The 20,268-nt window shown below is 57.3% G+C and carries 22 protein-coding genes; 5 read left to right on the top strand and 17 right to left on the bottom strand.

From position 1 onward, the window contains the following. Window positions 1-534: 534 nt before the first annotated feature. The gene (locus AC4ICF_RS11005) at window positions 535-1,377 is read left to right on the top strand and encodes a DUF3800 domain-containing protein (RefSeq protein WP_316379066.1); all 843 of its coding nucleotides are present in this window, start codon (window positions 535-537) and stop codon (window positions 1,375-1,377) included. A gap of 70 nt (window positions 1,378-1,447) precedes the next feature. Here the strand turns inward: AC4ICF_RS11005 and AC4ICF_RS11000 are convergent, their stop codons facing one another. After that, the gene (locus tag AC4ICF_RS11000) at window positions 1,448-1,966 is read right to left on the bottom strand and encodes an Arm DNA-binding domain-containing protein (protein WP_316379065.1); all 519 of its coding nucleotides are present in this window, start codon (window positions 1,964-1,966) and stop codon (window positions 1,448-1,450) included. Between the two features lie 115 nt (window positions 1,967-2,081). Between AC4ICF_RS11000 and AC4ICF_RS10995 the strand changes: the two genes are divergently transcribed. Further along, window positions 2,082-2,552, top strand: coding sequence for a hypothetical protein (locus AC4ICF_RS10995; protein WP_316379064.1), 471 nt, complete (start codon window positions 2,082-2,084; stop codon window positions 2,550-2,552). A gap of 49 nt (window positions 2,553-2,601) precedes the next feature. Here the strand turns inward: AC4ICF_RS10995 and AC4ICF_RS10990 are convergent, their stop codons facing one another. Continuing rightward, a complete protein-coding gene (locus AC4ICF_RS10990; RefSeq protein WP_192981335.1) occupies window positions 2,602-3,525 on the bottom strand; it encodes a LysR substrate-binding domain-containing protein in 924 nt (307 codons plus the stop codon). 237 nt (window positions 3,526-3,762) lie between these two features. On the opposite strand from AC4ICF_RS10990, the gene AC4ICF_RS10985 reads away from it, so the two are divergent. Next, window positions 3,763-4,173 carry an ASCH domain-containing protein gene (locus AC4ICF_RS10985; protein WP_302218829.1) on the top strand — a complete coding sequence of 137 codons (411 nt, stop codon included), beginning with the start codon at window positions 3,763-3,765 and terminating at the stop codon, window positions 4,171-4,173. A 96-nt stretch (window positions 4,174-4,269) separates the two neighbouring features. Here AC4ICF_RS10985 and AC4ICF_RS10980 read toward each other — a convergent pair whose 3' ends face one another. Together AC4ICF_RS10980 and AC4ICF_RS10975 are read right to left on the bottom strand one after the other, a co-directional pair. Further along, the gene (locus tag AC4ICF_RS10980; protein ID WP_316379063.1) at window positions 4,270-4,761 is read right to left on the bottom strand and encodes a glutathione peroxidase; all 492 of its coding nucleotides are present in this window, start codon (window positions 4,759-4,761) and stop codon (window positions 4,270-4,272) included. Window position 4,762: 1 nt separating this feature from the next. Beyond that, window positions 4,763-5,248, bottom strand: a complete 486-nt coding sequence (locus tag AC4ICF_RS10975) for a DinB family protein (RefSeq protein ID WP_316379061.1) — start codon at window positions 5,246-5,248, stop codon at window positions 4,763-4,765. Between the two features lie 173 nt (window positions 5,249-5,421). On the opposite strand from AC4ICF_RS10975, the gene AC4ICF_RS10970 reads away from it, so the two are divergent. Beyond that, on the top strand, window positions 5,422-6,693 hold the full coding sequence (locus AC4ICF_RS10970) for a serine hydrolase domain-containing protein (RefSeq protein WP_316379060.1): 1,272 nt from the start codon (window positions 5,422-5,424) through the stop codon (window positions 6,691-6,693). Here the strand turns inward: AC4ICF_RS10970 and paaY are convergent. From paaY to paaA, 13 genes are all read right to left on the bottom strand, one after another. Continuing rightward, window positions 6,596-7,198 carry a phenylacetic acid degradation protein PaaY gene (gene paaY, locus AC4ICF_RS10965; RefSeq protein WP_023327376.1) on the bottom strand — a complete coding sequence of 201 codons (603 nt, stop codon included), beginning with the start codon at window positions 7,196-7,198 and terminating at the stop codon, window positions 6,596-6,598. The two genes, AC4ICF_RS10970 and paaY, sit on opposite strands and share 98 nt — an antisense overlap. A 9-nt stretch (window positions 7,199-7,207) precedes the next feature. After that, window positions 7,208-8,143 (bottom strand): phenylacetic acid degradation operon negative regulatory protein PaaX, encoded by a 936-nt coding sequence (paaX, locus tag AC4ICF_RS10960; RefSeq protein WP_021241337.1) that lies wholly within the window; start codon window positions 8,141-8,143, stop codon window positions 7,208-7,210. A 197-nt stretch (window positions 8,144-8,340) separates the two neighbouring features. Beyond that, window positions 8,341-9,657, bottom strand: coding sequence for a phenylacetate--CoA ligase PaaK (gene paaK / locus AC4ICF_RS10955; RefSeq protein ID WP_116340143.1), 1,317 nt, complete (start codon window positions 9,655-9,657; stop codon window positions 8,341-8,343). Window positions 9,658-9,684: 27 nt separating this feature from the next. Beyond that, window positions 9,685-10,890, bottom strand: coding sequence for a 3-oxoadipyl-CoA thiolase (gene pcaF, locus AC4ICF_RS10950; RefSeq protein WP_316379059.1), 1,206 nt, complete (start codon window positions 10,888-10,890; stop codon window positions 9,685-9,687). Then, window positions 10,890-11,312 (bottom strand): hydroxyphenylacetyl-CoA thioesterase PaaI, encoded by a 423-nt coding sequence (gene paaI, locus AC4ICF_RS10945; protein WP_316379058.1) that lies wholly within the window; start codon window positions 11,310-11,312, stop codon window positions 10,890-10,892. The genes pcaF and paaI overlap by 1 nt, the downstream gene beginning before the upstream one ends. Further along, the gene (gene paaH, locus AC4ICF_RS10940) at window positions 11,302-12,726 is read right to left on the bottom strand and encodes a 3-hydroxyacyl-CoA dehydrogenase PaaH (protein ID WP_316379057.1); all 1,425 of its coding nucleotides are present in this window, start codon (window positions 12,724-12,726) and stop codon (window positions 11,302-11,304) included. The genes paaI and paaH overlap by 11 nt, the downstream gene beginning before the upstream one ends. A gap of 1 nt (window position 12,727) precedes the next feature. Beyond that, window positions 12,728-13,516, bottom strand: a complete 789-nt coding sequence (paaG, locus tag AC4ICF_RS10935) for a 2-(1,2-epoxy-1,2-dihydrophenyl)acetyl-CoA isomerase PaaG (RefSeq protein ID WP_116340151.1) — start codon at window positions 13,514-13,516, stop codon at window positions 12,728-12,730. Then, on the bottom strand, window positions 13,516-14,283 hold the full coding sequence (paaF, locus tag AC4ICF_RS10930; RefSeq protein ID WP_316379056.1) for a 2,3-dehydroadipyl-CoA hydratase PaaF: 768 nt from the start codon (window positions 14,281-14,283) through the stop codon (window positions 13,516-13,518). The genes paaG and paaF overlap by 1 nt, the downstream gene beginning before the upstream one ends. After that, complete coding sequence (gene paaE, locus AC4ICF_RS10925; RefSeq protein WP_316379055.1) at window positions 14,280-15,350, bottom strand: 1,2-phenylacetyl-CoA epoxidase subunit PaaE; 1,071 nt, start codon at window positions 15,348-15,350, stop codon at window positions 14,280-14,282. The genes paaF and paaE overlap by 4 nt, the downstream gene beginning before the upstream one ends. A 7-nt stretch (window positions 15,351-15,357) precedes the next feature. Then, on the bottom strand, window positions 15,358-15,855 hold the full coding sequence (gene paaD / locus AC4ICF_RS10920; RefSeq protein ID WP_166711004.1) for a 1,2-phenylacetyl-CoA epoxidase subunit PaaD: 498 nt from the start codon (window positions 15,853-15,855) through the stop codon (window positions 15,358-15,360). A gap of 11 nt (window positions 15,856-15,866) precedes the next feature. Further along, window positions 15,867-16,613, bottom strand: a complete 747-nt coding sequence (gene paaC / locus AC4ICF_RS10915) for a 1,2-phenylacetyl-CoA epoxidase subunit PaaC (protein WP_316379054.1) — start codon at window positions 16,611-16,613, stop codon at window positions 15,867-15,869. Between the two features lie 8 nt (window positions 16,614-16,621). Beyond that, complete coding sequence (gene paaB / locus AC4ICF_RS10910) at window positions 16,622-16,909, bottom strand: 1,2-phenylacetyl-CoA epoxidase subunit PaaB (protein ID WP_003857353.1); 288 nt, start codon at window positions 16,907-16,909, stop codon at window positions 16,622-16,624. Window positions 16,910-16,921: 12 nt separating this feature from the next. Beyond that, window positions 16,922-17,851: a 1,2-phenylacetyl-CoA epoxidase subunit PaaA gene (gene paaA, locus AC4ICF_RS10905; protein ID WP_316379053.1), complete on the bottom strand. Its 930-nt coding sequence runs from the start codon at window positions 17,849-17,851 to the stop codon at window positions 16,922-16,924. A 284-nt stretch (window positions 17,852-18,135) separates the two neighbouring features. Here paaA and paaZ point away from each other — a divergent pair, with 284 nt between their 5' ends. Beyond that, a complete protein-coding gene (paaZ, locus tag AC4ICF_RS10900) occupies window positions 18,136-20,178 on the top strand; it encodes a phenylacetic acid degradation bifunctional protein PaaZ (RefSeq protein ID WP_316379051.1) in 2,043 nt (680 codons plus the stop codon). Window positions 20,179-20,268: the final 90 nt, after the last annotated feature.

Here is a 20,268-nt window from a genome sequence, read left to right as displayed (position 1 = left end):
AAGTCCCAGCCGCAGAACTTTGCACGGGCCAGTGTCTTCAGTGTCTGCAACGGTGCGCAGAACTACCTGGAGACAGGAGTGACCTCGCGGCGTACCAGGGAATAGTCATGTAAATCAGGGCCGTGTTTGGGTATGCTGAGTTCCAGCCATAGTCGTTACTCCTGTTAACGATTTGGTTAGACGCCTCGGCAGTGTTCCACCACTTCAGGGCGTTGCTTTTTGTGGTATTCGCATATAAAGTGGTTCATACTATTCAAATTAACGCTAACACAGTGGCATGAACCAATGTAAGAGAAGAATGCCAAAAACAAAACTGATCGTTCAAATAGCACAAGAAAGATCATCCGCCTCGAAGATGAATTACTTAATCAAATAGACATTTTGGCTGGTGAAGGCAATTTTAGCTCATGGGTAAAAAAAGAGTGCAGAGAAAAAATTCGCAAAAGTGGAATAGATCCTAAAGGTTAATGGGATTTTTAAAAAATATCAACAGCGCGTAATTAAACCGACAAGATATTGATTTAAGGAGATTGTATGAATAAAACAACAATATATTTTTTCATAGATGAATCTGGTGACAAAGGTTATTCAAACTCAAGACCCTTCCACGAAATAGGAGTAATGGCAGGATTCCTTATTAATGACTGGAATGTCCCAATCCTACAAGAAAAGATAGAGAGTGGATTAAGCAAACTCAACCTCGATCCCATAAAAAAACTTCACATGTCAGAGTTAGATAAAACTCAGCAAGCCAAAGTCATTGATTTAATCAAAGAGTTATTTAAAAAATTTAATCTAAAGTTTTTTTATTCTGTAATATATACCTCATCATATGCATCTTTTGTTGGACTCAACCCGGAACAACAAAAAGAGTCCATGCACTCTCAGTTACTACAAAACATCTTAATTACAGCTCTATCACTCTGTACCCGTATAATTGAAAAGTTCAACACCGATGTGAAATTACAAATTGTAAGTGATAACATAGATTACGGCGTATTAAAAACAATGAAAAAAGATTTTTCCCGAATAGTTAATTTTTTAAATGGGGCAAGGAATAGAACATACATAACCAAAACCGAATATGTCGAATCAGAAATAACCAATTTATCACATGATCCGAGACCCAAAAATGGGAAGTTCGAAGTTGATATTCGCGTTGAAAACTCAGCAATCACGTTTATTTCCGATGTATTATCTTACACAACATTTCAACATTTAATTAAGTTTATGCAAGATAATCCTACGATGGATCTTAATACATCAAAGGCTAGCTTCGGTCATCCCTTAGAAGAGTTTTTAATGCTGCAATTCACCCCTGACCTTGAAGAGATGAATTTAATCGGAAAAATATTTGGACCAGGTAGAAAAAATTAAAATAAGTACAGTCTCTTTGCTCTTTGCGCTTTTCACTGGCATAGATATCACACCAGTAATCGATAGCGTTCTACACAGTTACTGGAGTGAACAGTTTCTCTTTGGTGAGTTTGTTCTCTTTCCGTGGATCGAGTCCCGGAGAAAACCATGCCCGGCACTCGTCCCTTTTCTCTCTGGCCTGTTTAAGTGTCATATCTGGATACTTGCCTAACGTCATCCAGACGGGGGCGCTTTGTCGGCCGGAATGTCTGAAGAAATAAACAAAGCTCACAGCGCCACTCATACTGACTCTGGCGGACAGTTCCCGTCCATCGGCCAACATCTTTTGACGCGGCAGCGGTTTACCATGTAGGCTTTTAACACCTTGTCGCTTAACTTGTTCTCGCCCGCCATAACACCTCATTCTGCAATACACACTCAACTGCAACGCCGAAAAACAGTATAAAAGCGATGCAAACAACATTTCTTTTTTCTTCATAATTAACAATGAGTTAATGAATGAATCCGGTTTTTCATGCGTACCCATGAGGTAGTGTGAAGGATAGTAGATCATCATCCCATGTTGAGTAAAACTCACATTGACTGCCACTATTTATCGTTTTTCAAACCTATCCGCGTTGAAATACCATCCCTTCACCCTGGTATATTGCTGGCCAGAAATTGATAGCAAAATTCAAATAATAATATATGTATATGGAGCACCTATGACACTCGATGTTTTATTTCATCTAATTAAATTGATCTCACCTGAAAAAAACACCGCCGGTGAAAATATACATGCGCTCATCACGTTACTTTCGTCAGATAGCGATCGCGCTGAAGCGCTTTCGCCATTTATCCATCGACTGCATCTCCTGTCTTTCGCTCAACGCAATCCGGGTAACGCCGAAGCGTTGCTCTCGGCACACGTTCCAAAAGACGATGCAGCCCTTACCCTCCCTGACTTCGCTGACTGGCCTCGGGTGCGTTACGCAGTGTCCGGGGAAGTCCAGACGCCGGAATCAGAAGAGTATTTCAGCAAAATGACCTCGGCTGCCAATGTGATACGCGCGGCACTGATCGACGCCGAGCGCGCAAAAGGAACGCCTGCGCTTTATATTCTGGACAAATTACTCGATCTGAACAGTGCCCTGCCGGAAAGATATAAGAAAATGGCAAATATTCCCTACGCCTGAATACATTTAACAGGCAGGATATTCCGCGAGAAATATCCTGCTTTTTATTTCATACACGCTTTTCATTGTAATCAAGACAGACGATATCCAACGAAGGAACAACCGGCGCGTTAAGGTTAAGCCACGCCAGCAACCGTTCAATACTTTGTCCTCTAAGCGAATGTTTCGGCCAGACAAGATAGTAGCCGTCACCGGTTGCGATGGCTTCCCTGAAGGGCAATGCGAGCAGCCCGCTTTTCAGGGCGTCGAGCGTGAGGCGGAGATCGGCCATCGCCACGCCGTGACCGTGCATGGCGGCCAGGCTTCCCTGCTCTAACGTGTCGAACACAATCCCGCCGCTCATGTCGAGACCGGGAAATAACCCCGTCGTTTTAAGCCAGCGCTTCCAGTCCCGCCTGTCCGGTGAGGGATGGATAAGATCGCACTGTTCAAGCCGATGCCGGGCATTTTCGAGCAGCGACGGGGGACAAACCGGAATAAGCCATTCGCTGAAAAGCAGGCTGCTCTCCGTTGACTCGCCGAAATAACCATTACCGAGGAGGATCGCACAATCGTATGGCTCACGGCTGAAGTCAACGGTGTCGAAGTCCATCCAGACGCTGGCAATTTCGATTTTCGGCTTCGCATGGTTCTCGCGAAAAGATTTCAGGACACTAAGAAGCCATCGCATCGTCAGGGTACTGGGGGCCTTGAGGCGCAGAAGGTGATTTTCACTCCTGAACGCGCGGCAGGCCCACTCAATATTCGAGAAACTTTCGCTAAGCTGCCCGGCAAGAATACGCCCGGCGTCACTGACCTCCACTCTCGGCCCCTGCCGCTTAAACAGCTCGCAGTCGAACCACTGTTCAAGGGTCCGGACATGCCTGCTGACCGCCCCCGGAGTGATATTCAATGCTTCAGCGGCTTTGCTGAAGGAGTTCAGCCGCGCGGCAACTTCAAACGCGCGCAGCGCATACAGTGGCGGTAAAGACATACGTTCCCTTTTAATGAGGTTTGATCGTGGCGTTTTTTATCGCCCCCGTAACTTATCACCTGGTTGATTAGACGGAAACGTCAGCAGTCATTGCTCGGTTGCCTGAATGGCGCGGCTGCCCTCATTTCGAGGCTTTACTGAATCCATGGCTACAGAATGCTCACACATGAAGTCGGGACAGCGCATGCTAAAACCCGTATAACGTTTCTTATCATCGACAGTTTTAAAGGGTTCTTAATGGTTACGGTTGAGGAAATTAGAGTGAAATATCCAGGCGCAGAGGCCTGGCAAATGGGTGACAGTCCGGAGCTGGCCAGCGAGCTTGCGGATCTGATTAAAAAAGGGATTAAAACGGCCTCGTGCGGATCTTTTGCCTCTTACCAGCAGGAACAATCTGCTCCCAGGATCGGGAGCTATAACATTATCCTCGATGGTCAGAATGTCCCTGTTTGCGTAACCAGGCTCGTTTCAATGCGGCTGGTGCGTTTTTGTGATGTTACTGAGGCGTTTGCCCGTAAAGAAGGTGAAGGTGATTTAAGCCTTGAATACTGGCAGAAAGAGCATCAGCGATTTTTCACCAGCGAAGGTCATTTTTCTGAAGATATGGAGTTGATTGCAGAAGAATTTGAAGTGACTGAGGTGCTGTAGGATAGAGAAACGGGCCGGCATTTATAGCAATGTCGCTCGTTACAAAAGTGAACATCAGCATTTCGGACGTTATCGACGCCAGGCAAGTTCCAACACCTACAACGCCTGGCTTCCCAGTGCGGCGACAATCGCCCCCTCCATTTTCTCGGGCGTAGTCATCGGTGCAAAACGCTTGAGTGGTTTACCGTCGCGTCCAATCAGAAACTTAGTAAAGTTCCACTTGATCCGCCCCCCCAGCACGCCGGGCAATTCATTTTTCAGATAACGAAACAGCGGATGCGCTGCGTTACCGTTGACCTCGACTTTCTCAAACATCGGGAAACGCACGCCGTAGTTGATGTAACAGGTTTTCGAGATTTCGTCGGTGCCGCCGGGTTCCTGTTTGCCGAACTGGTTGCAGGGGAAGCCCAGCACCACTAACCCTCGTTCGGCATATTTTTTGTATAGCGCTTCAAGACCCGCATATTGCGGCGTAAAGCCACAGTGGCTGGCAGTATTCACGACCAGAACCACCTTCCCCGCATAGTCGGCCATAGAGATAAGCTGCCCATCCAGACGGGCGGCGGTAAGCTGATGAAAATGAGTCATGTTAATGATGATCTCTTAGAAAAACGGTTAGCACATCCTTTGGAGGGGTTATACCCGTTTCAGAAAGCATCCAGCCCACAGCGCCGCGATGATAGATACTGTGAAACAGCACATGATTAAGCATATCCACCGCTTTCATTTCACCGTGTCCGCCATCGACGAAGCGGAATTTGATGATTTCAGAAAGTCCGGGAATGTCCATTGAACCTGCGTGCTTAATATACCAGTCAGTGCATTCAGTCATGTTATTCAGAAGCTCGTCTGCAGACGGCGTTTCTGGCGTATTCAACGCGGTGTATTGATGCGTTTGACCAGTAATATTTGCTCTGAAAATCATATCCACGACATAAACATGATTCATAAGTCTGAGCATCAGATGGTGCTTTTCAGGATTGGCTGAGGCATCAACCCTCTGTATTGCTTGTAAGGTTTCCGTGTCTGCCCAGCGTTTGAATTTGAATAACGTGACAATCGTGCTTGTGTCCATTTTCCCCTCCTGATTAACAATAAATTATCATATCAGCAACATTGTCAGGTGGATATCGCTTCCGTTCCCGGCACAAAATTGACGGTAATTGGGTCACCCGAAAAATTCCCTCATGGCAGGCTAAGTGTGGTACATTCCTGGCGCGTCAATGATCACCACACTCGCTATCAGGTATGCAGAACATAACAAAAAAAATTCACTGGCTTCTGCTTACTCTCCCACTCCTCAGTGGTTGCGGCACGCTCTCACAAATGTCCTCCCCGGAAGGTACACAGGAACTTCTCACCCATGAGTCGCTGGATGGCGACGTTGACAGCGTGGTGCGTCACTACATGGCGCAAAAGTCCGTTCCCGGGATGACGGTCGCGGTGATCCATAATCACGGCTCACCGCAGTTTTATACCTGGGGAGTAACCGATGCGGTCAATCGCTATCCGGTCAGGCCCGACACCCTGTTTGCGCTCGGCTCGCTCAGCAAAGGGATCACGGCGGAAGTGGTGGCCTGTCTGGTGAGTGAGGGGCAACTGAACTGGAACGACAGCCTTGCGACATTGCTACCGGCGGGAACGCCGCTAAGCAAGGATGCACAAAAAATCACTCTTCTGGAGCTGGTAACCCACACCTCCGGCCTGCCGCGCCAGAATATGGATGTTCCGATGCTCGGAAAATTCATCCGCTACTTAAGCACGGGTGATAACTTCTACGGTGAGCTGGACAGCGATAACGTGCTGAATTATCTCGCCAACTGGCGAGCGCCGAAGGATAAAACGCCGCAATACTCCAATACCGGCTACGCCCTGATCGGCTATATCCTGAAGCACAAAACCGGGGAAGATATTCAGAGTTTAGCCTCGCGCTATATTTTCCGTCCGCTGCACATGGCTAACAGCAGCTTTACGCCCCAGAAGCTCAAAGGCTACCCGCAGCGGGCGCTCGGCCACGCGGGCGATCAGCCAAAATTTATCCCGCGCGGGCAGCTCACCCCGGACTGGCATTTTTCCAACAACATGGCGGCGGCAGCGAGCTTGTACAGCAACGCCGAAGATCTGGCGGCCTATGCCCGCTATCACGTCTCAACGACCCACAGTCCCTTGCTGGACAGCGTTTTTGACGAAGTCAGAAATACCGATATTCAACGCCCCGACGGAGTGCAGGGTATTGCCTGGACCACCGACTTTATCGGCCTGGAAAAAATCACCTATCAGGTCGGCTATATCGGCGGCTACTCCAGCTTTATCGGTTATGACAAAGAAAAAGGCAATGCGGTGGTGGTGCTGCAAAATACCTTTAACTGGAGTAATTACATTGGCATTGCGCTATTGATGGATATGGCGAAAAAAGACGACCTTACCCCTGGTTCGCCGACTTCGGCCTTAAATTCTCGTCAAACGTCAGCCGTTTCCGGTCAGGCTCTACCTCGCGCAGCGGTTCAACCTGGTGCATAGTCAGCTTGCAGCGCTCCACCAGCACCTGATACTCCCGCGTGCCCTGCCGCTTCCACGCCAGCTCCTGCTCGCTTAGCTCACGAATCGCTTTGGCCGGGCTGCCGATAATCAAATGGTTGGCGGGCATCTCCGCTTTCGCCTTCACGAACGCCGCCGCGCCGACGATGCTGTTTTCACCGATGACCGCGCCATCCATGACTACCGCGTTCATGCCCACCAGCGCGTTACGGCGGATCACGCAGCCGTGGAGAATGGCGCTGTGGCCGATATGCCCGTCCTCCTCCACCACCGTGTCCTGCTCCGGGAAGCCGTGCATCACACAGTTATCCTGAATGTTCGCACCGTCTTTCACGACGATACGGCCAAAATCACCACGCAGGCTGGCGTTAGGGCCAACATAAACGCCTTTACCCAGGATCACGTCGCCAATCAGCACCGCCGTCGGGTGAACATAGCTCTCGTCAGGCACGACCGGGGTCAGACCGTCAATTTGATAAACTGGCATCTTCACTCCTTATGCGCTTGTAAGACCACCAAAGCGTTGATAGTAGAGCGTGCCGGGCACGGGCAGTTCGCCCACGGAGGTTTCGCCCTTCTCGCTGACAAACGCCAGCGCCCCCGGCGCGACACGCTGATAGATATTAATGCAGAGCTGTCGGGCGCTTTGCCCCGCCCAGTGCGCGGGCAGCAACTCTTCCGGCAGCAGCGGATCTTTCAGCACCACGCGACGATAAAAGTGAATCAGCAGCAGCTGGATCTGGAAGCAGCGTTCCGGCGTCAGCTCCTCCGGCGCGGCCTCTTTTAACAGCGGCAGCAGCGGACGGAACGAGTTGATAAACGACTCGTACATCGCGTTTTGTTCAGTGAGCTGCCAGCACTCCTCCACCCGCGAACGCAGCGCGGCGCGGGAGAGCGCCAGCGGCGAGTGGGCTTCAAAGAAAATCACGTTTTCCGCCACCCCGGCATCGTGAAGCAGGGACTGCACGTCCGCCAGATGCTGCGACGGCGAGGCCATCAGGCTCGGCGCCAGCGTGCCGAAACCCTGCCAGATCAGCTGTTTTTTGACGTCGGCAAGGGTGGTTTTATCCAGCCCCTCGGAGAGCAGCAACAGCCATTTGCCGTCCCAGGCGGGCAGTTCCGCGCGGTAAATCTTATTCTCCGCGCGGCGCGTCAGGCGAAGCCCCTTATCGCTCAGGCGGTAAAAGCTGCGACGCCCGATGCGGGAAACATCCAGCCAGCCCTCTTTGTTGAGGCGAAACAGCGCGGTGCGCACGAAACGCTCGCCGAATCCCATGCCTTCCAGCAAGGCGGCCAGGCTGCCGAGCCAAATCTCACCGCCGCGGTGGGAAAGCGCGTCACCGTATAGCGAGGAGATAAGCGATGTCCCACTGACGGGAACGGAGCTGACCGCGTGCTGGATAAAGGCGTCGAGTTTATTCATGTGATTCATTCTGTTGTTATTTTTATCCTGGATGAATCATAGCATAGGATTCTGGGGTTTCCCCCTCACCCTGGCCCTCTCCCCTGAGGGGAGAGGGGAAAAGGCCGCACCGAGCAGTTCCTTATCCCCTTTCTGGGGAGGGAAAAGACCGCACCGTACAGTCCCTTCTCCCCTTTGGGGAGAAGGTTAGGATGAGGGGGAGTTGTTTAACCGTTGGCCGCAACTTTACGTAAGTCAAACACCCGGCAGGCTTTCCCCTCTGAGCGCGGAATGCTGCCGCAGTTAACAATCATTACGTCGGTGGAGATCCCCACCATCGACTTAATGCGGTGGCGCAGCTGGTGGCACACCTGGCAACGCTGCTCGTGCGTCAGCGTGAGGCTACTCTCTTTCAGCTCCACCTTCACGGAAAGTGAATCAAGATGCCCGCGACGGTTCACCTCCAGCTGGTAGTGCGGAGAAAGATGCTCGAACTTCACAATCTCCTCTTCCAGCTGCGACGGGAAGACGTTGACGCCGCGAATGATCAGCATATCGTCACTGCGGCCGCTGATCCGGTCCATGCGGCGCATGCTGCGCGCGGTGGCCGGGAGCAGACGCGTCAGGTCGCGGGTGCGGTAGCGGATCACCGGCAGCGCCTCTTTGGTCAGCGTGGTGAACAGCAGTTCGCCCTGCTGACCGTCATCCAGCGGCGTGCCGTCGTTCGGGTTGACGATCTCCGGGTAGAAGTGATCTTCCCAGATGGTCGGGCCATCGGCGGTTTCGATACACTCCATCGCCACGCCCGGCCCCATCACCTCGGAGAGGCCGTAAATGTCCAGCGCCGTAATCCCTAAGCGTTTTTCAATTTCGCGACGCATGGCCTGCGTCCACGGCTCGGCGCCAAAGACGCCCACGCGCAGGGAACAGCCGCTGGCATCGCCGCCCATCTGGCGCTCCAGCTCCTCAATCAGGTTGAGGCAGTAGGATGGCGTCACCATGATCATGTCCGGCTGGAAATCACGGATCAGCTGCGCCTGTTTCTCCGTCTGGCCGCCGGACATGGGGATCACCGTCGCCCCTAAACGCTCGGCGCCGTAGTGCGCGCCCAGCCCACCGGTAAACAGGCCATAGCCATACGCCACGTGAATTTTGTCCTTCGCGCTGCCGCCCGCCGCGCGCAGTGAACGTGCCACCAGGTTGGCCCAGTTGTCGATGTCGCCCTGCGTGTAGCCGACAACGGTCGGTTTGCCGGTAGTGCCGGATGACGCGTGAATACGCACCACCTGCTCCATCGGCACGGCAAAGGTATCGAACGGATAGTTATCACGCAGATCCTGCTTGGTGGTGCACGGGAATTTGCGGATATCCGCCAGCTCGTTGAAATCGTCAGGGTGAACGCCCGCGGCGTCAAACTTGCGTTTATACATCGGGACGTTGCTATAGGCGTGGTGCAGCGTCCATTTCAGACGCGCGGTCTGCAGCGCCTGCAGTTCATCAAGGGAGGCCGTTTCAATCGGATCAAGCTTTGTTGTATTTGTCATCGCAGGGTACTCACATTGTTTTTATGCTCAAACACGCTCAAGGATCATGGCAATGCCCTGACCCACACCGATGCACATCGTACACAGCGCGTAGCGCCCGCCGCGTCGGTGCAGTTCATTACTCGCGGCCAGCGCCAGCCTGGCGCCGCTCATTCCCAGCGGGTGACCCAGCGCAATCGCGCCACCGTTCGGGTTGACGTGCGCGGCATTATCCGGCAGGCCCAGCTGACGCAGAACGCCCAGCGCCTGCGAGGCGAAAGCTTCGTTAAGCTCGATCACGTCCATATCGTTAATGCTGAGTCCGGCGCGCTCCAGCACCTTGCGGGTGGCCGGTACCGGGCCGAGGCCCATCAGACGTGGCTCCACGCCTGCCGTCGCCATCGCCACGATCCGGGTGCGCGGGACTAATCCCTGCGCCAGCGCTATCTTCTCGCTGGCGACGATCAGCGCCGCCGCGCCGTCGTTGACGCCGGAGGCATTTCCCGCCGTGACCACCCCGTTCTTACGAAACGGCGTTTTCAGACCAGCAAGCTGCTCAAGCGTAGTGTCCGCCCGCGGATGTTCATCCACGCTGAATTCCGTGACTGCCCCTTTTTTACCTGGGATCGAAACCGGTACAATCTCCTGCGCCAGGATGCCGTTCTGCTGCGCCTGCGCGGTACGCTGCTGGCTGCGCAGCGCGAACGCGTCCTGATCGGTACGGCTGATATTTAACAATTCAGCTACATTCTCTGCCGTTTCCGGCATACTGTCAGTTCCGAATTGCTGATGCATGAGCGGATTCACAAATCGCCAGCCGATGGTGGTATCAAAGATCTCCGCCTGACGCTGAAACGCGGCGGTGGCTTTACCCATCACAAACGGCGCGCGGGACATCGACTCCACGCCGCCCGCGATCAGCAGGTCACCATCGCCCGCCTTAATGGCGCGCGCCGCAAAACCAATCGCGTCCAGCCCCGACCCGCACAGGCGGTTAATGGTGGTCCCGGACACCGTCTGCGGCAGCCCGGCCAGCAGGGACGACATGCGCGCTACGTTGCGGTTATCTTCCCCCGCCTGGTTAGCGCAGCCGAAAATCACGTCGTCAATCCGCTCCAGGTCGAGCTGCGGGTAGCGGGCCAGCAGCGCGCGCAGCGGCATGGCACCAAGATCGTCAGTTCGGACTGCGGAAAGCGCGCCACCGTAGCGCCCCACCGGAGTTCGAACGCCATCACATATAAATGCGTCACGCATCAGGCCTCTCCTGTCACATTGCCGCCGATGCGGTGAGATTTTCCGCGAAAAAGGGCGACGGTTTTCTGTTGCTGATTCTGGATTTCAATGTCATACACACCGGTCAGCTTGCCCTGATGCATCACCCGCGCGGTGGCGGTGAGCGTGTCCCCGGCAAAGCCCGGACGCAGAAAATCAATTGAGCAGCCGGAGGCTACCGCCGCCAGCCCCTGGCTGTTGCAGGCGTAGGCAAAGGCGGTATCTGCCAGCGAAAATAGCTGTCCGCCGTGGCAGGTTTTGTGGCCATTAAGCATCTGCTGGGTGATGGTCATGGTCACCACCGCGTAGCCCTCGTCCATCTCGACAATGTCCATCCCCATCGCCTGCGCGCAGGCGTCCCGTTCGTACATGGCGCGGGCGTTATGCCAGGCGTTATGACTCATAGCTACTCTCCAGAAGCGCGCGCTGGCGCAGCAGGGAACAGGGGCGATAGCGTTCTTCGCCGTAATGACGCTGCAGGTTTTCCAGAAGCGTTAGCAGCCGTTGCCAGCCCAGACGCTCGCCCCAGGCAATCGGCCCGCTCGGGTAGTTGACGCCCAGGCGCATGGCGGTGTCGATGTCCTTCTCGCTGGCGACCCCTTTTTGCAGGGCGTCCAGCGCTTCGTTGGCAATCATCGCCACCGTGCGCCAGACCAGCAGGCCGGGATAATCGGCAATTTGCACTACCCGGTTACCCTGCTGCTGCAGATAGCGGATGGCTTTTTGCGTTGCGGTATGCGGGTTGCTGGCAGCGGCGGCGATCACCGCTACGTCGCGCTCGATGCGGTCCACCACCACCACCGGGCCGTTGAGCCGCAGTGCCAGCGCCTGGGCGGTTTCTCCTTGCGTTTCAATCAGATATACATCATCAATTTCGGTGACACCGTCACGTCTCTTTTCCACGCGCATCGGGCTGTAGCTGTCGTTCACGGCATCAGCCCAGCGCGCCTCGGGCCTGTCGCCCTGCCAGTCGTAGACGCCCTTCCCGCTCTTTTTGCCAAGCCTTCCCGCCAGCACCAGCTCCTGCTGCACCAGCGAAGGCAGAAAACGACGCTCCTGCCAGAAGGCGTTAAATACCGAGCAGGTCACCGCGAAGTTCACGTCCTGACCAATCATGTCGGTCAGCTCCAGCGGCCCCATCGGGAAACCGCCGCCTTCGCGCAGGGCGGCATCAATCACCTCCGGCGGCGCGACCTGCTCTTCCAGCGCGCGCCAGGCTTCGGAATAGAACGGACGGGCGACGCGGTTGACGATGAACCCCGGCGTTGACTGGCAGCGAACGGGCTGTTTGCCCCAGTTCAGCGCCAGCTCGCACAGCGCGTCTGCCACTTCCGGGGAGGTCGCCAGCCCGCTGACCACCTCAACCAGCTTCATCACCGGCGCCGGGTTAAAGAAATGCAGCCCTGCGACCCGCTCCGGGTGGTGGATATCCGCGGCAATCGCCGTGACGGAGATGGACGAGGTATTGCTGGTCAGCACCGTCTGCGGCGGGCAGATGTCAGCCAGCTGCGCAAACAGCGCCTTTTTCACCTCCAGCCGCTCGGATGCCGCTTCAATCACCAGTTCGGCTGTGGAGAGCGCAGTGATATCCGTGACCGGAACCAGCCGGGCAAGGATCTGGCTCCCGGCATCGGCGGAGAGTTTTCCGCGCGTCACCCGGGAGGCCAGACGCTGGCGGATCCCGTCGATAGCGCGGGATACCGCATCGCTGGAGATGTCGTAGAGCAGCACCTGATGCCCATGGCTGGCCGCCACTTCGGCAATCCCGGCGCCCATCGTGCCGCTGCCAATCACGGCGACAGTCCGTACGTTCAGCATCTTATTTCCCCGTAAAGTTCGGCGTGCGCTTCGCCAGGAAGGCGCTGACGCCCTCGCGGTAGTCGTCGCTGCGCCCGGCCAGCCGCTGATAGTCACGCTCCAGATCGAGCTGGGCGTCCAGGGTGTTGGTTTCCGCGGCATTGATGGCCTGCTTGATCAGCCCCAGCCCGAAGGTCGGCTGCGAGGCAAAGTGCAGCGCCATCTGCTGCGCCGTAGCGGAGAGCTGTTCGTCATCCACCACCTGCCAGATCATCCCCCACGCCTGCGCCTGTTCGGCGCTGAGCTTGTCGCCGAGCAGCGCCAGCCCCATGGCGCGGGCGCGTCCGGCCACGCGCGGCAGCAGCCAGGTGCCGCCGCAGTCCGGCACCAGGCCGAGCTTGCTGAAAGCCATCACGAAGTTGGCGGAGCGGGCGGCAATCACCATGTCGCACCCGAGCGCCAGCGTGGCCCCTGCGCCCGCCGCCACGCCGTTAACGGCACAGATGACCGGCTTCGGCAGCTTTGCAAGGCGGCGCACCAGCGGGTTGTAGAAGGTTTCAACGGACATGCCCAGATCCGGCGCCGGGCCGTTGGGGTCGACGTTGCGGTCGTTCAGATCCTGACCGGCACAGAAGCCGCGTCCTGCCCCGGTGATCAGCAGGCAGCGCACGGTGTCATCACGCTCGGCCTGTTTCAGGCACTCGGCCAGCTGCTGGTGCATCACGTCGTTGAAGCTGTTCAGACGCTCCGGACGGTTCAGCGTAATGGTCATCACGCCCTGTTCTACATGACTGAGAATAAATTCCACAATTAGCGTCCTTTAAAGTCGGGGGTGCGTTTTTGTAAGAAGGCGTCGATGCCCTCCCGGCGGTCTTCGGTGGCAGAAAGCAGCGTAAACAGCTGACGCTCCTGCGCGAGCCCGGCCTGGAGCGGCACCTCCTGAGACTGGCGCAGCGCCTGCTTCGCCGCCTGCAGCGCCAGCGGCGAGTGGCGCGCCATCAGCGCCGCCTGCTTCAAGGCATACTCCAGCGTCAGCGCGGCCGGGAAAACATCGCTGACCAGCCCGGCGCTCAGCGCCTGCTGCGCGGAAATACTCTCGCCGGTCAGCACCATTTTGCTGGCAAGGGATTTACCGACGCTGCGGATAAGACGCTGGGTGCCGCCCGCACCGGGCATAATGCCCAGCGTGATTTCCGGCAGGCCAAAGCGGGCGTTATCGCCAGCAATCACCACGTCGCACAGCAGCGCCAGCTCGCAGCCTGCCCCCAGCGCGAAGCCGTTTACGGCGGCGATCAGCGGTTTGCTGAACGCATTAATGCGCGCCCACAGCTGCGGGCGGATATCGTTCAGGGTGGCGGGCAAGTCTTTCTCCGCCATTTCGTTGAGATCGGCCCCGGCGGCAAAGCAGCGCTCGCTGCCGTAAATCACGCAGACGGCGATGTCGGCATCCACGGCGGCAGCCTCAAGCTGCTCAGCAAGTTCGGTTAACAGCGCGTTGTTGAGGGCGTTGCGCGCCGCCGGACGGTTGAGCGTCAGCTGCAGCACGCGGCCATGACGGGTAACAATCAGTTCGCTCATGCCATCCCCTTCGCGTCGAAGTCGACAATCACGTCGGCGGTTAACGGCAGCGACTGGCAGCTCAGCACATACCCGGCGGCCAGCTCGTCCGGCTCCAGGCTGTAGTTGGTCGCCATGTCCACCTTCCCGCGCAGCACTTTGCATTTACAGGTGGCGCACACGCCGCCCTTGCAGGCGTACGGCAGATCCGCCCCCTGACGCAGGGCGGCGTCGAGGATGCTTTCGTCGTCCGCCGTCAGGGTGATTTCACGGTCACGCCCGTCCTGGCGAACGGTCACTTTCTGACCTTCCGCCTGTACGTGCGCCGCGCGTTTAACGGTAGTGCCCGGTGTGTTAAAGCGCTCAAGGTGAATGGCTTTGTCCGGCATCCCCAGCGCCTTCAGCGTGGCTTCGGCATCATCCATCATCGCCGACGGGCCGCAGATAAACGCCTCGTCGTACTGACGGAAGTTAATCAGGGTTTTCGCCAGCGCCTGCAGCTTTTCTCCGTCGATGCGGCCAAAGAGCAGATCGCTGTCCAGCCGCTCCTGGCTGAAGATAGAGACCAGCTGCAGCCGCTGCGGATATTTGTCCTTCAGGTCCGCCAGCGCCTGGCGGAACATCATGCTCTGGCTGCTGCGGTTGCCGTAGATCAGGGTGAAATGGCTGTTGGGTTCGGTCGCAAGCGTAGCGGAGATAATCGCCAGCATCGGGGTGATCCCGGAGCCTGCCGCAATCGCCAGATAGTGGCCTTCACGTTCAGCCCGCGGCTGGTAGCCAAACTGCCCCTGAGGCACCATCACCTCCAGAGCCATACCCGCTTTGATCTCATCCCGGGCGTAGCGGGAAAAGCGCCCGCCGTCGATGGCTTTGACCGCCACGCTGATCTCGCCCGGGGCGTTACTCCGGCAGATGGAGTAGCAGCGGCGTAGATCGTCTCCGTCAAGCTTCGTTTTTAACGTCAGGTGCTGGCCGGGGCGGAAGCGGTAGGCGTCCTGCAGCGCCTGCGGCACCGCGAAGGTAATCGTCACCGCGTCGCGGGTTTCGGGTTCCACTTTTGCCACTGTTAATGAATAAAACGTTGTCATGGCAGCCTCAAATACATTTGAAATAGTCGAAGGGCTCGCGGCAGGTGTTGCAGCGGTAGAGCGCTTTGCAGGCCGTCGAGCCAAATTCACTGATAAGCGAGGTGTCAGTGCTGGCGCAGCGCGGGCAGCTCACCTCCAAAGGCGCGTGCGCGTGACAGCTATGCCCCACGGGCGGGCTAATGCCGTACGCCCGCAGGCGCTCGCGCGCGTCGGCGGTCATCCAGTCGGTGGTCCAGGCGGGTTCAAGCTGGAGCACAATGTGTACAGGGGTAAAGCCGTGCGCGGTCATCGCGTCGCGGATCGCCCCCAGCAGGTGTTCCGTTGCCGGACAGCCTGAGTAGGTTGGCGTGAAGCCAATGACCCAGCCTTCCCCTTGCGCCTTCACGCTGCGCACCATGCCTAAATCGGTGATGGTTAATACCGGCACTTCCGGATCGGGGATCTGGCTTAACAGCGACCAGATCTGCGGAATTTGCGCGGGCGCGATGTCGACGAGGCGTTGCATGGCGTTCTCCTTTACCACTGCTGACCGGGATACGCGCGCTGGAGATACTGCATCTCCGCCAGCATCGGGCCCAGATGTTCGGTATGCAGCCCCCTCTTGCCCCCGGTGCGGTATGCCACCTCTGCGGGCACCTGCAGGCAGGCTTCATTCAGACCGGCAAAGACTTCGCTTTCCCACGGCTGGCGCAGGACGCGCGGGTCAACCGCCACGCCGGCGTCAATCAGCGCCAGCTCGACGTCATCGGCTTCAAACAGCTCCGCCGTAAAACGCCACAGATTGTCGATAGCCTGCTGCATTTTTTGCGCGGATGTTTCGGTCCCGTCGCCCAGACGCACCAGCCAGCCGCGGCTGAAGCGCAGGTGGTAGCGCGCCTCTTTAATCGCTTTGGCGGCAATGGCGGCAAGCTGGCTATCGCTGCTTTGGGTCAGCCGCTCGTACAGCGCCACATTCCAGGCATCCATCAGGTACTGGCGGGCAATGGTGTCGGCGAAGTTGCCGTTCGGCTGCTCCACCAGCAGGACGTTACGGAACTGACGCTCGTCGCGGCCAAACGCCAGCGTGTCTTCATCGCCCTGACCTTCCCGCTCCGCGGCATAGGTCAGGAAATTGCGCGCCTGGCCCAGTAGGTCGAGACCGATATTGGCGAGCGCGAGATCAATTTCCAGCTCCGGCGCGTGGCCGCACCAGGCGCCGAGACGCTGGGAGAGCACCAGACCGTTGTCGCCCAGACGCAGGGCATAGGCAGTCACTGAATTCATTCTTTGCCTCACATATGCTCGATGCCGTCGGGGATGGTGTAGAACGTCGGATGGCGGTAAACCTTGCTTTCTGCCGGGTCGAAGAACTCACCGCTCTCTTCCGGCTGGGAGGCGACAATCTCGCTCGCCTTTACTACCCAGATAGAGCACCCTTCGCTGCGGCGAGTGTAGGCATCACGCGCATTTTCCAGCGCCATGCGATCGTCGGCGGCATGCAGGCTGCCCACGTGACGGTGGGATAACCCTTGTTTGCTGCGTACGAACACTTCGTACAGCGGCCAGTAGACATTGCTCATTGTTACTTCCTCTTATGCGGCCTGACGGGCGCGCTGTTTTTCCGCGTGCGCCAGTGCGGCTTCGCGCACCCACGCCCCCTCTTCCCAGGCTTTACGTTTCGCGGCCAGGCGCTCGTGGTTGCAGATGCCGCGCCCGTTAATGACCTCGTCAAACTCCTGCCAGTCGATCTCGCCGAAGCGGTAGTGGCCGCTTTCTTCGTCAAAGCGCAGGTCGGGATCCGGCACCGTCATGCCCAGCATCTCCACCTGCGGCACCGTGTTGTCAACAAAGCGCTGGCGCAGCTCGTCATTGCCGAAGCGTTTGATTTTCCAGGCCAGGCTGCGGGCGCTGTTCGGCGAGTTGTCATCGTTCGGCCCGAACATCATCAGCGCTGGCCACCAGAAGCGGTTGATGGCGTCCTGCAGCATCTGGCGCTGGGCCTCACTGCCCTGCGCCAGCGCCATGCAGGCTTCAAAGCCCTGACGCTGGTGGAAGCTCTCTTCTTTACAGATTTTCACCATCGCCCTGGCATACGGACCGTAGGAGGTCCGGCACAGCGCCACCTGGTTGACGATGGCGGCGCCGTCCACCAGCCAGCCGATCACGCCGATATCGGCCCAGCTCAGGGTCGGATAGTTGAAAATGGAGGAGTATTTCATCCTGCCGTCGAGCATCTTCTGGTAGATGTCTTCCCGCGCGCAGCCCAGCGTTTCCGCCGCGCTGTAGAGGTAGAGCCCGTGTCCGGCTTCGTCCTGCACCTTCGCCAGCAGAATGGCTTTACGGCGCAGCGTCGGCGCGCGGGCGATCCAGTTTCCTTCCGGCAACATGCCGACAATTTCGGAGTGCGCGTGCTGACCAATCTGGCGGATCAGCGTTTTACGGTAGGCTTCCGGCATCCAGTCCTGAGGCTCAATCGCCGTCTCCTGCGCTATGCGCTGCTCAAACCGTTGTTCTTGCGTCACGTCTTCACCTTTATGATTCGTTAGTTTGCAAATTAAAGCGAAATGTTGAATCACTTTGTTTTTAAAAGTTACACAAAGGTTAAATATAACCCCAAGAATTGTTTCCCGGTTTTGTGATGCTGCTCGCAAGGCTTTTACTACAGGCCTTGCAGAAAGCGCCTTTACGCGATGCGATTCGTCCAGCCAGATCACAACGTTAACAATTCATTAAAAACACAGCTTGATTTTTATGATTCGCGATCAAACTATTAATAGTGAAATAACGAAACACTTGGAGATAAGCGATGCAGCAGTTAGCCAGCTTCGTGTCCGGTACCTGGCAGTCTGGCCGGGGCCGCGAACGCGCGATACATCACGCCATCAGCGGCGAAGCACTCTGGGAAGTGACCAGCGAAGGGCTGGACATGGCGGCCGCCCGTCGCTATGCCATTGAGCAGGGGGGCGAGGCATTACGCGCCATGACCTTTATCGAACGTGCCGCCATGCTGAAGGCGGTGGCAAAGCACCTGCTCAGCGAGAAAGAGACGTTTTATGCCCTGTCAGCCCAGACCGGGGCAACGAAGGCGGACAGCTGGGTAGATATTGAAGGCGGGATCGGCACCCTCTTCACCTATGCAAGCCTGGGCAGCCGCGAGCTGCCGGACGACACGCTGTGGCCGGAAGATGAGTTAATCCCCCTGTCGAAAGAAGGCGGCTTTGCGGCGCGCCACGTCCTGACCTCCAAATCCGGCGTGGCGGTGCATATCAACGCCTTTAACTTCCCCTGCTGGGGAATGCTGGAAAAGCTGGCGCCGACCTGGCTTGCCGGGATGCCCGCCATTATTAAACCCGCTACCGCTACCGCGCAGGTGACGCAGGCGATGGTGAAATCCATCGTCGACAGCGGGCTGGTGCCGGACGGTGCCATCAGCCTGATCTGCGGCAGCGCGGGCGATCTGCTCGACCAGCTCGACGGCCAGGACGTGGTCACTTTTACCGGCTCTGCCAGCACCGGGCAAAGCCTGCGCGTGCACCCGAATATTGTGGCGAATTCGATACCGTTCACCATGGAAGCCGACTCCCTGAACTGCTGCGTGCTGGGGGAAGACGTCACGCCGGAGCAGCCGGAGTTTGCGCTGTTCATCCGCGAAGTGGCCCGCGAGATGACCGCTAAGGCCGGGCAAAAATGCACGGCCATTCGCCGCATTATCGTTCCGCAAAACCAGATTGACACCGTGAGTCAGGCGCTGATTGCCCGCCTGGAAAAGGTGGTGGTGGGCGACCCGGCGCAGGAAGGGGTGAAGATGGGGGCGCTGGTCAACGCCGAGCAGCGCGCGGACGTGCAGGAGAAAGTGGATCGGCTGGTCGCCGCAGGCTGCCAGATCCGTCTGGGCGGCAAAGCGGACCTGCAGGCCGCGGGGGCGTTCTTCCCGCCGACCCTGCTGTTCTGTGCGCAGCCGGACGAAACGCCCGCCGTGCACGATACCGAAGCCTTCGGCCCGGTCGCCACGCTGATGCCGTATCGCAGCGCAGACCACGCGATGCAGCTTGCCCGCGCGGGCGGCGGCAGCCTGGCGGGCACGCTGGTAACCGCAAATGCGGCGATTGCCCGCCAGTTTATTGCCGGTGCGGCGCGCGCCCACGGGCGTATTCAGATCCTTAACGAGGAATCATCAAAAGAGTCCACCGGCCACGGCTCCCCGCTGCCTCAGCTGGTGCACGGCGGTCCGGGCCGCGCGGGCGGCGGCGAAGAGCTGGGCGGCCTGCGCGCGGTGAAGCACTACCTGCAGCGCACCGCGATTCAGGGCAGCCCGTCGATGCTGGCCGCGATTGGCAAACAGTGGGTACGCGGCGCAGCGGTGCAGGAGGATCGCGTACATCCGTTCCGCAAATACTTCGAGGAGCTGCAGCCGGGCGACAGCCTGCTGACGCCGCGCCGCACCCTCACGGAAGCGGACATTGTGAACTTTGCCTGCCTGAGCGGCGACCACTTCTATGCCCATATGGACAAGATCGGCGCGGCAGAGTCGATCTTTGGCGAGCGCGTGGTGCACGGCTACTTCCTGATCTCCGCCGCGGCGGGACTGTTCGTTGATGCGGGCGTCGGGCCGGTGATTGCCAACTACGGCATGGAAAACCTGCGCTTTATCGAGCCGGTCAAGCCGGGCGATACCATCCAGGTGCGTTTGACCTGCAAACGCAAAACGCTTAAGAAACAGCGTACCGCCGAGGAAAGACCGACCGGCGTGGTGGAATGGGCGGTTGAGATCTTCAACCAGCACCAGCAAGCCGTGGCGCTCTATTCCATTCTGACGCTGGTGGCGCGCCAGCAGGGTGATTTCAGGTAACGTCGCCCCTCACCCTGACCCTCTCCCCGAAGGGGAGAGGGGAATGTTCTGCACGACCCTGTGATTTACCCCCCGCTCTTTTTTTAACCT

The organism is Enterobacter sp. ECC_219_Taxon_10, from assembly GCF_058354905.1.
The sequence above is the reverse complement of the archived record's forward strand: the minus strand, read 5'-3'. Positions and strand labels throughout refer to the sequence as shown.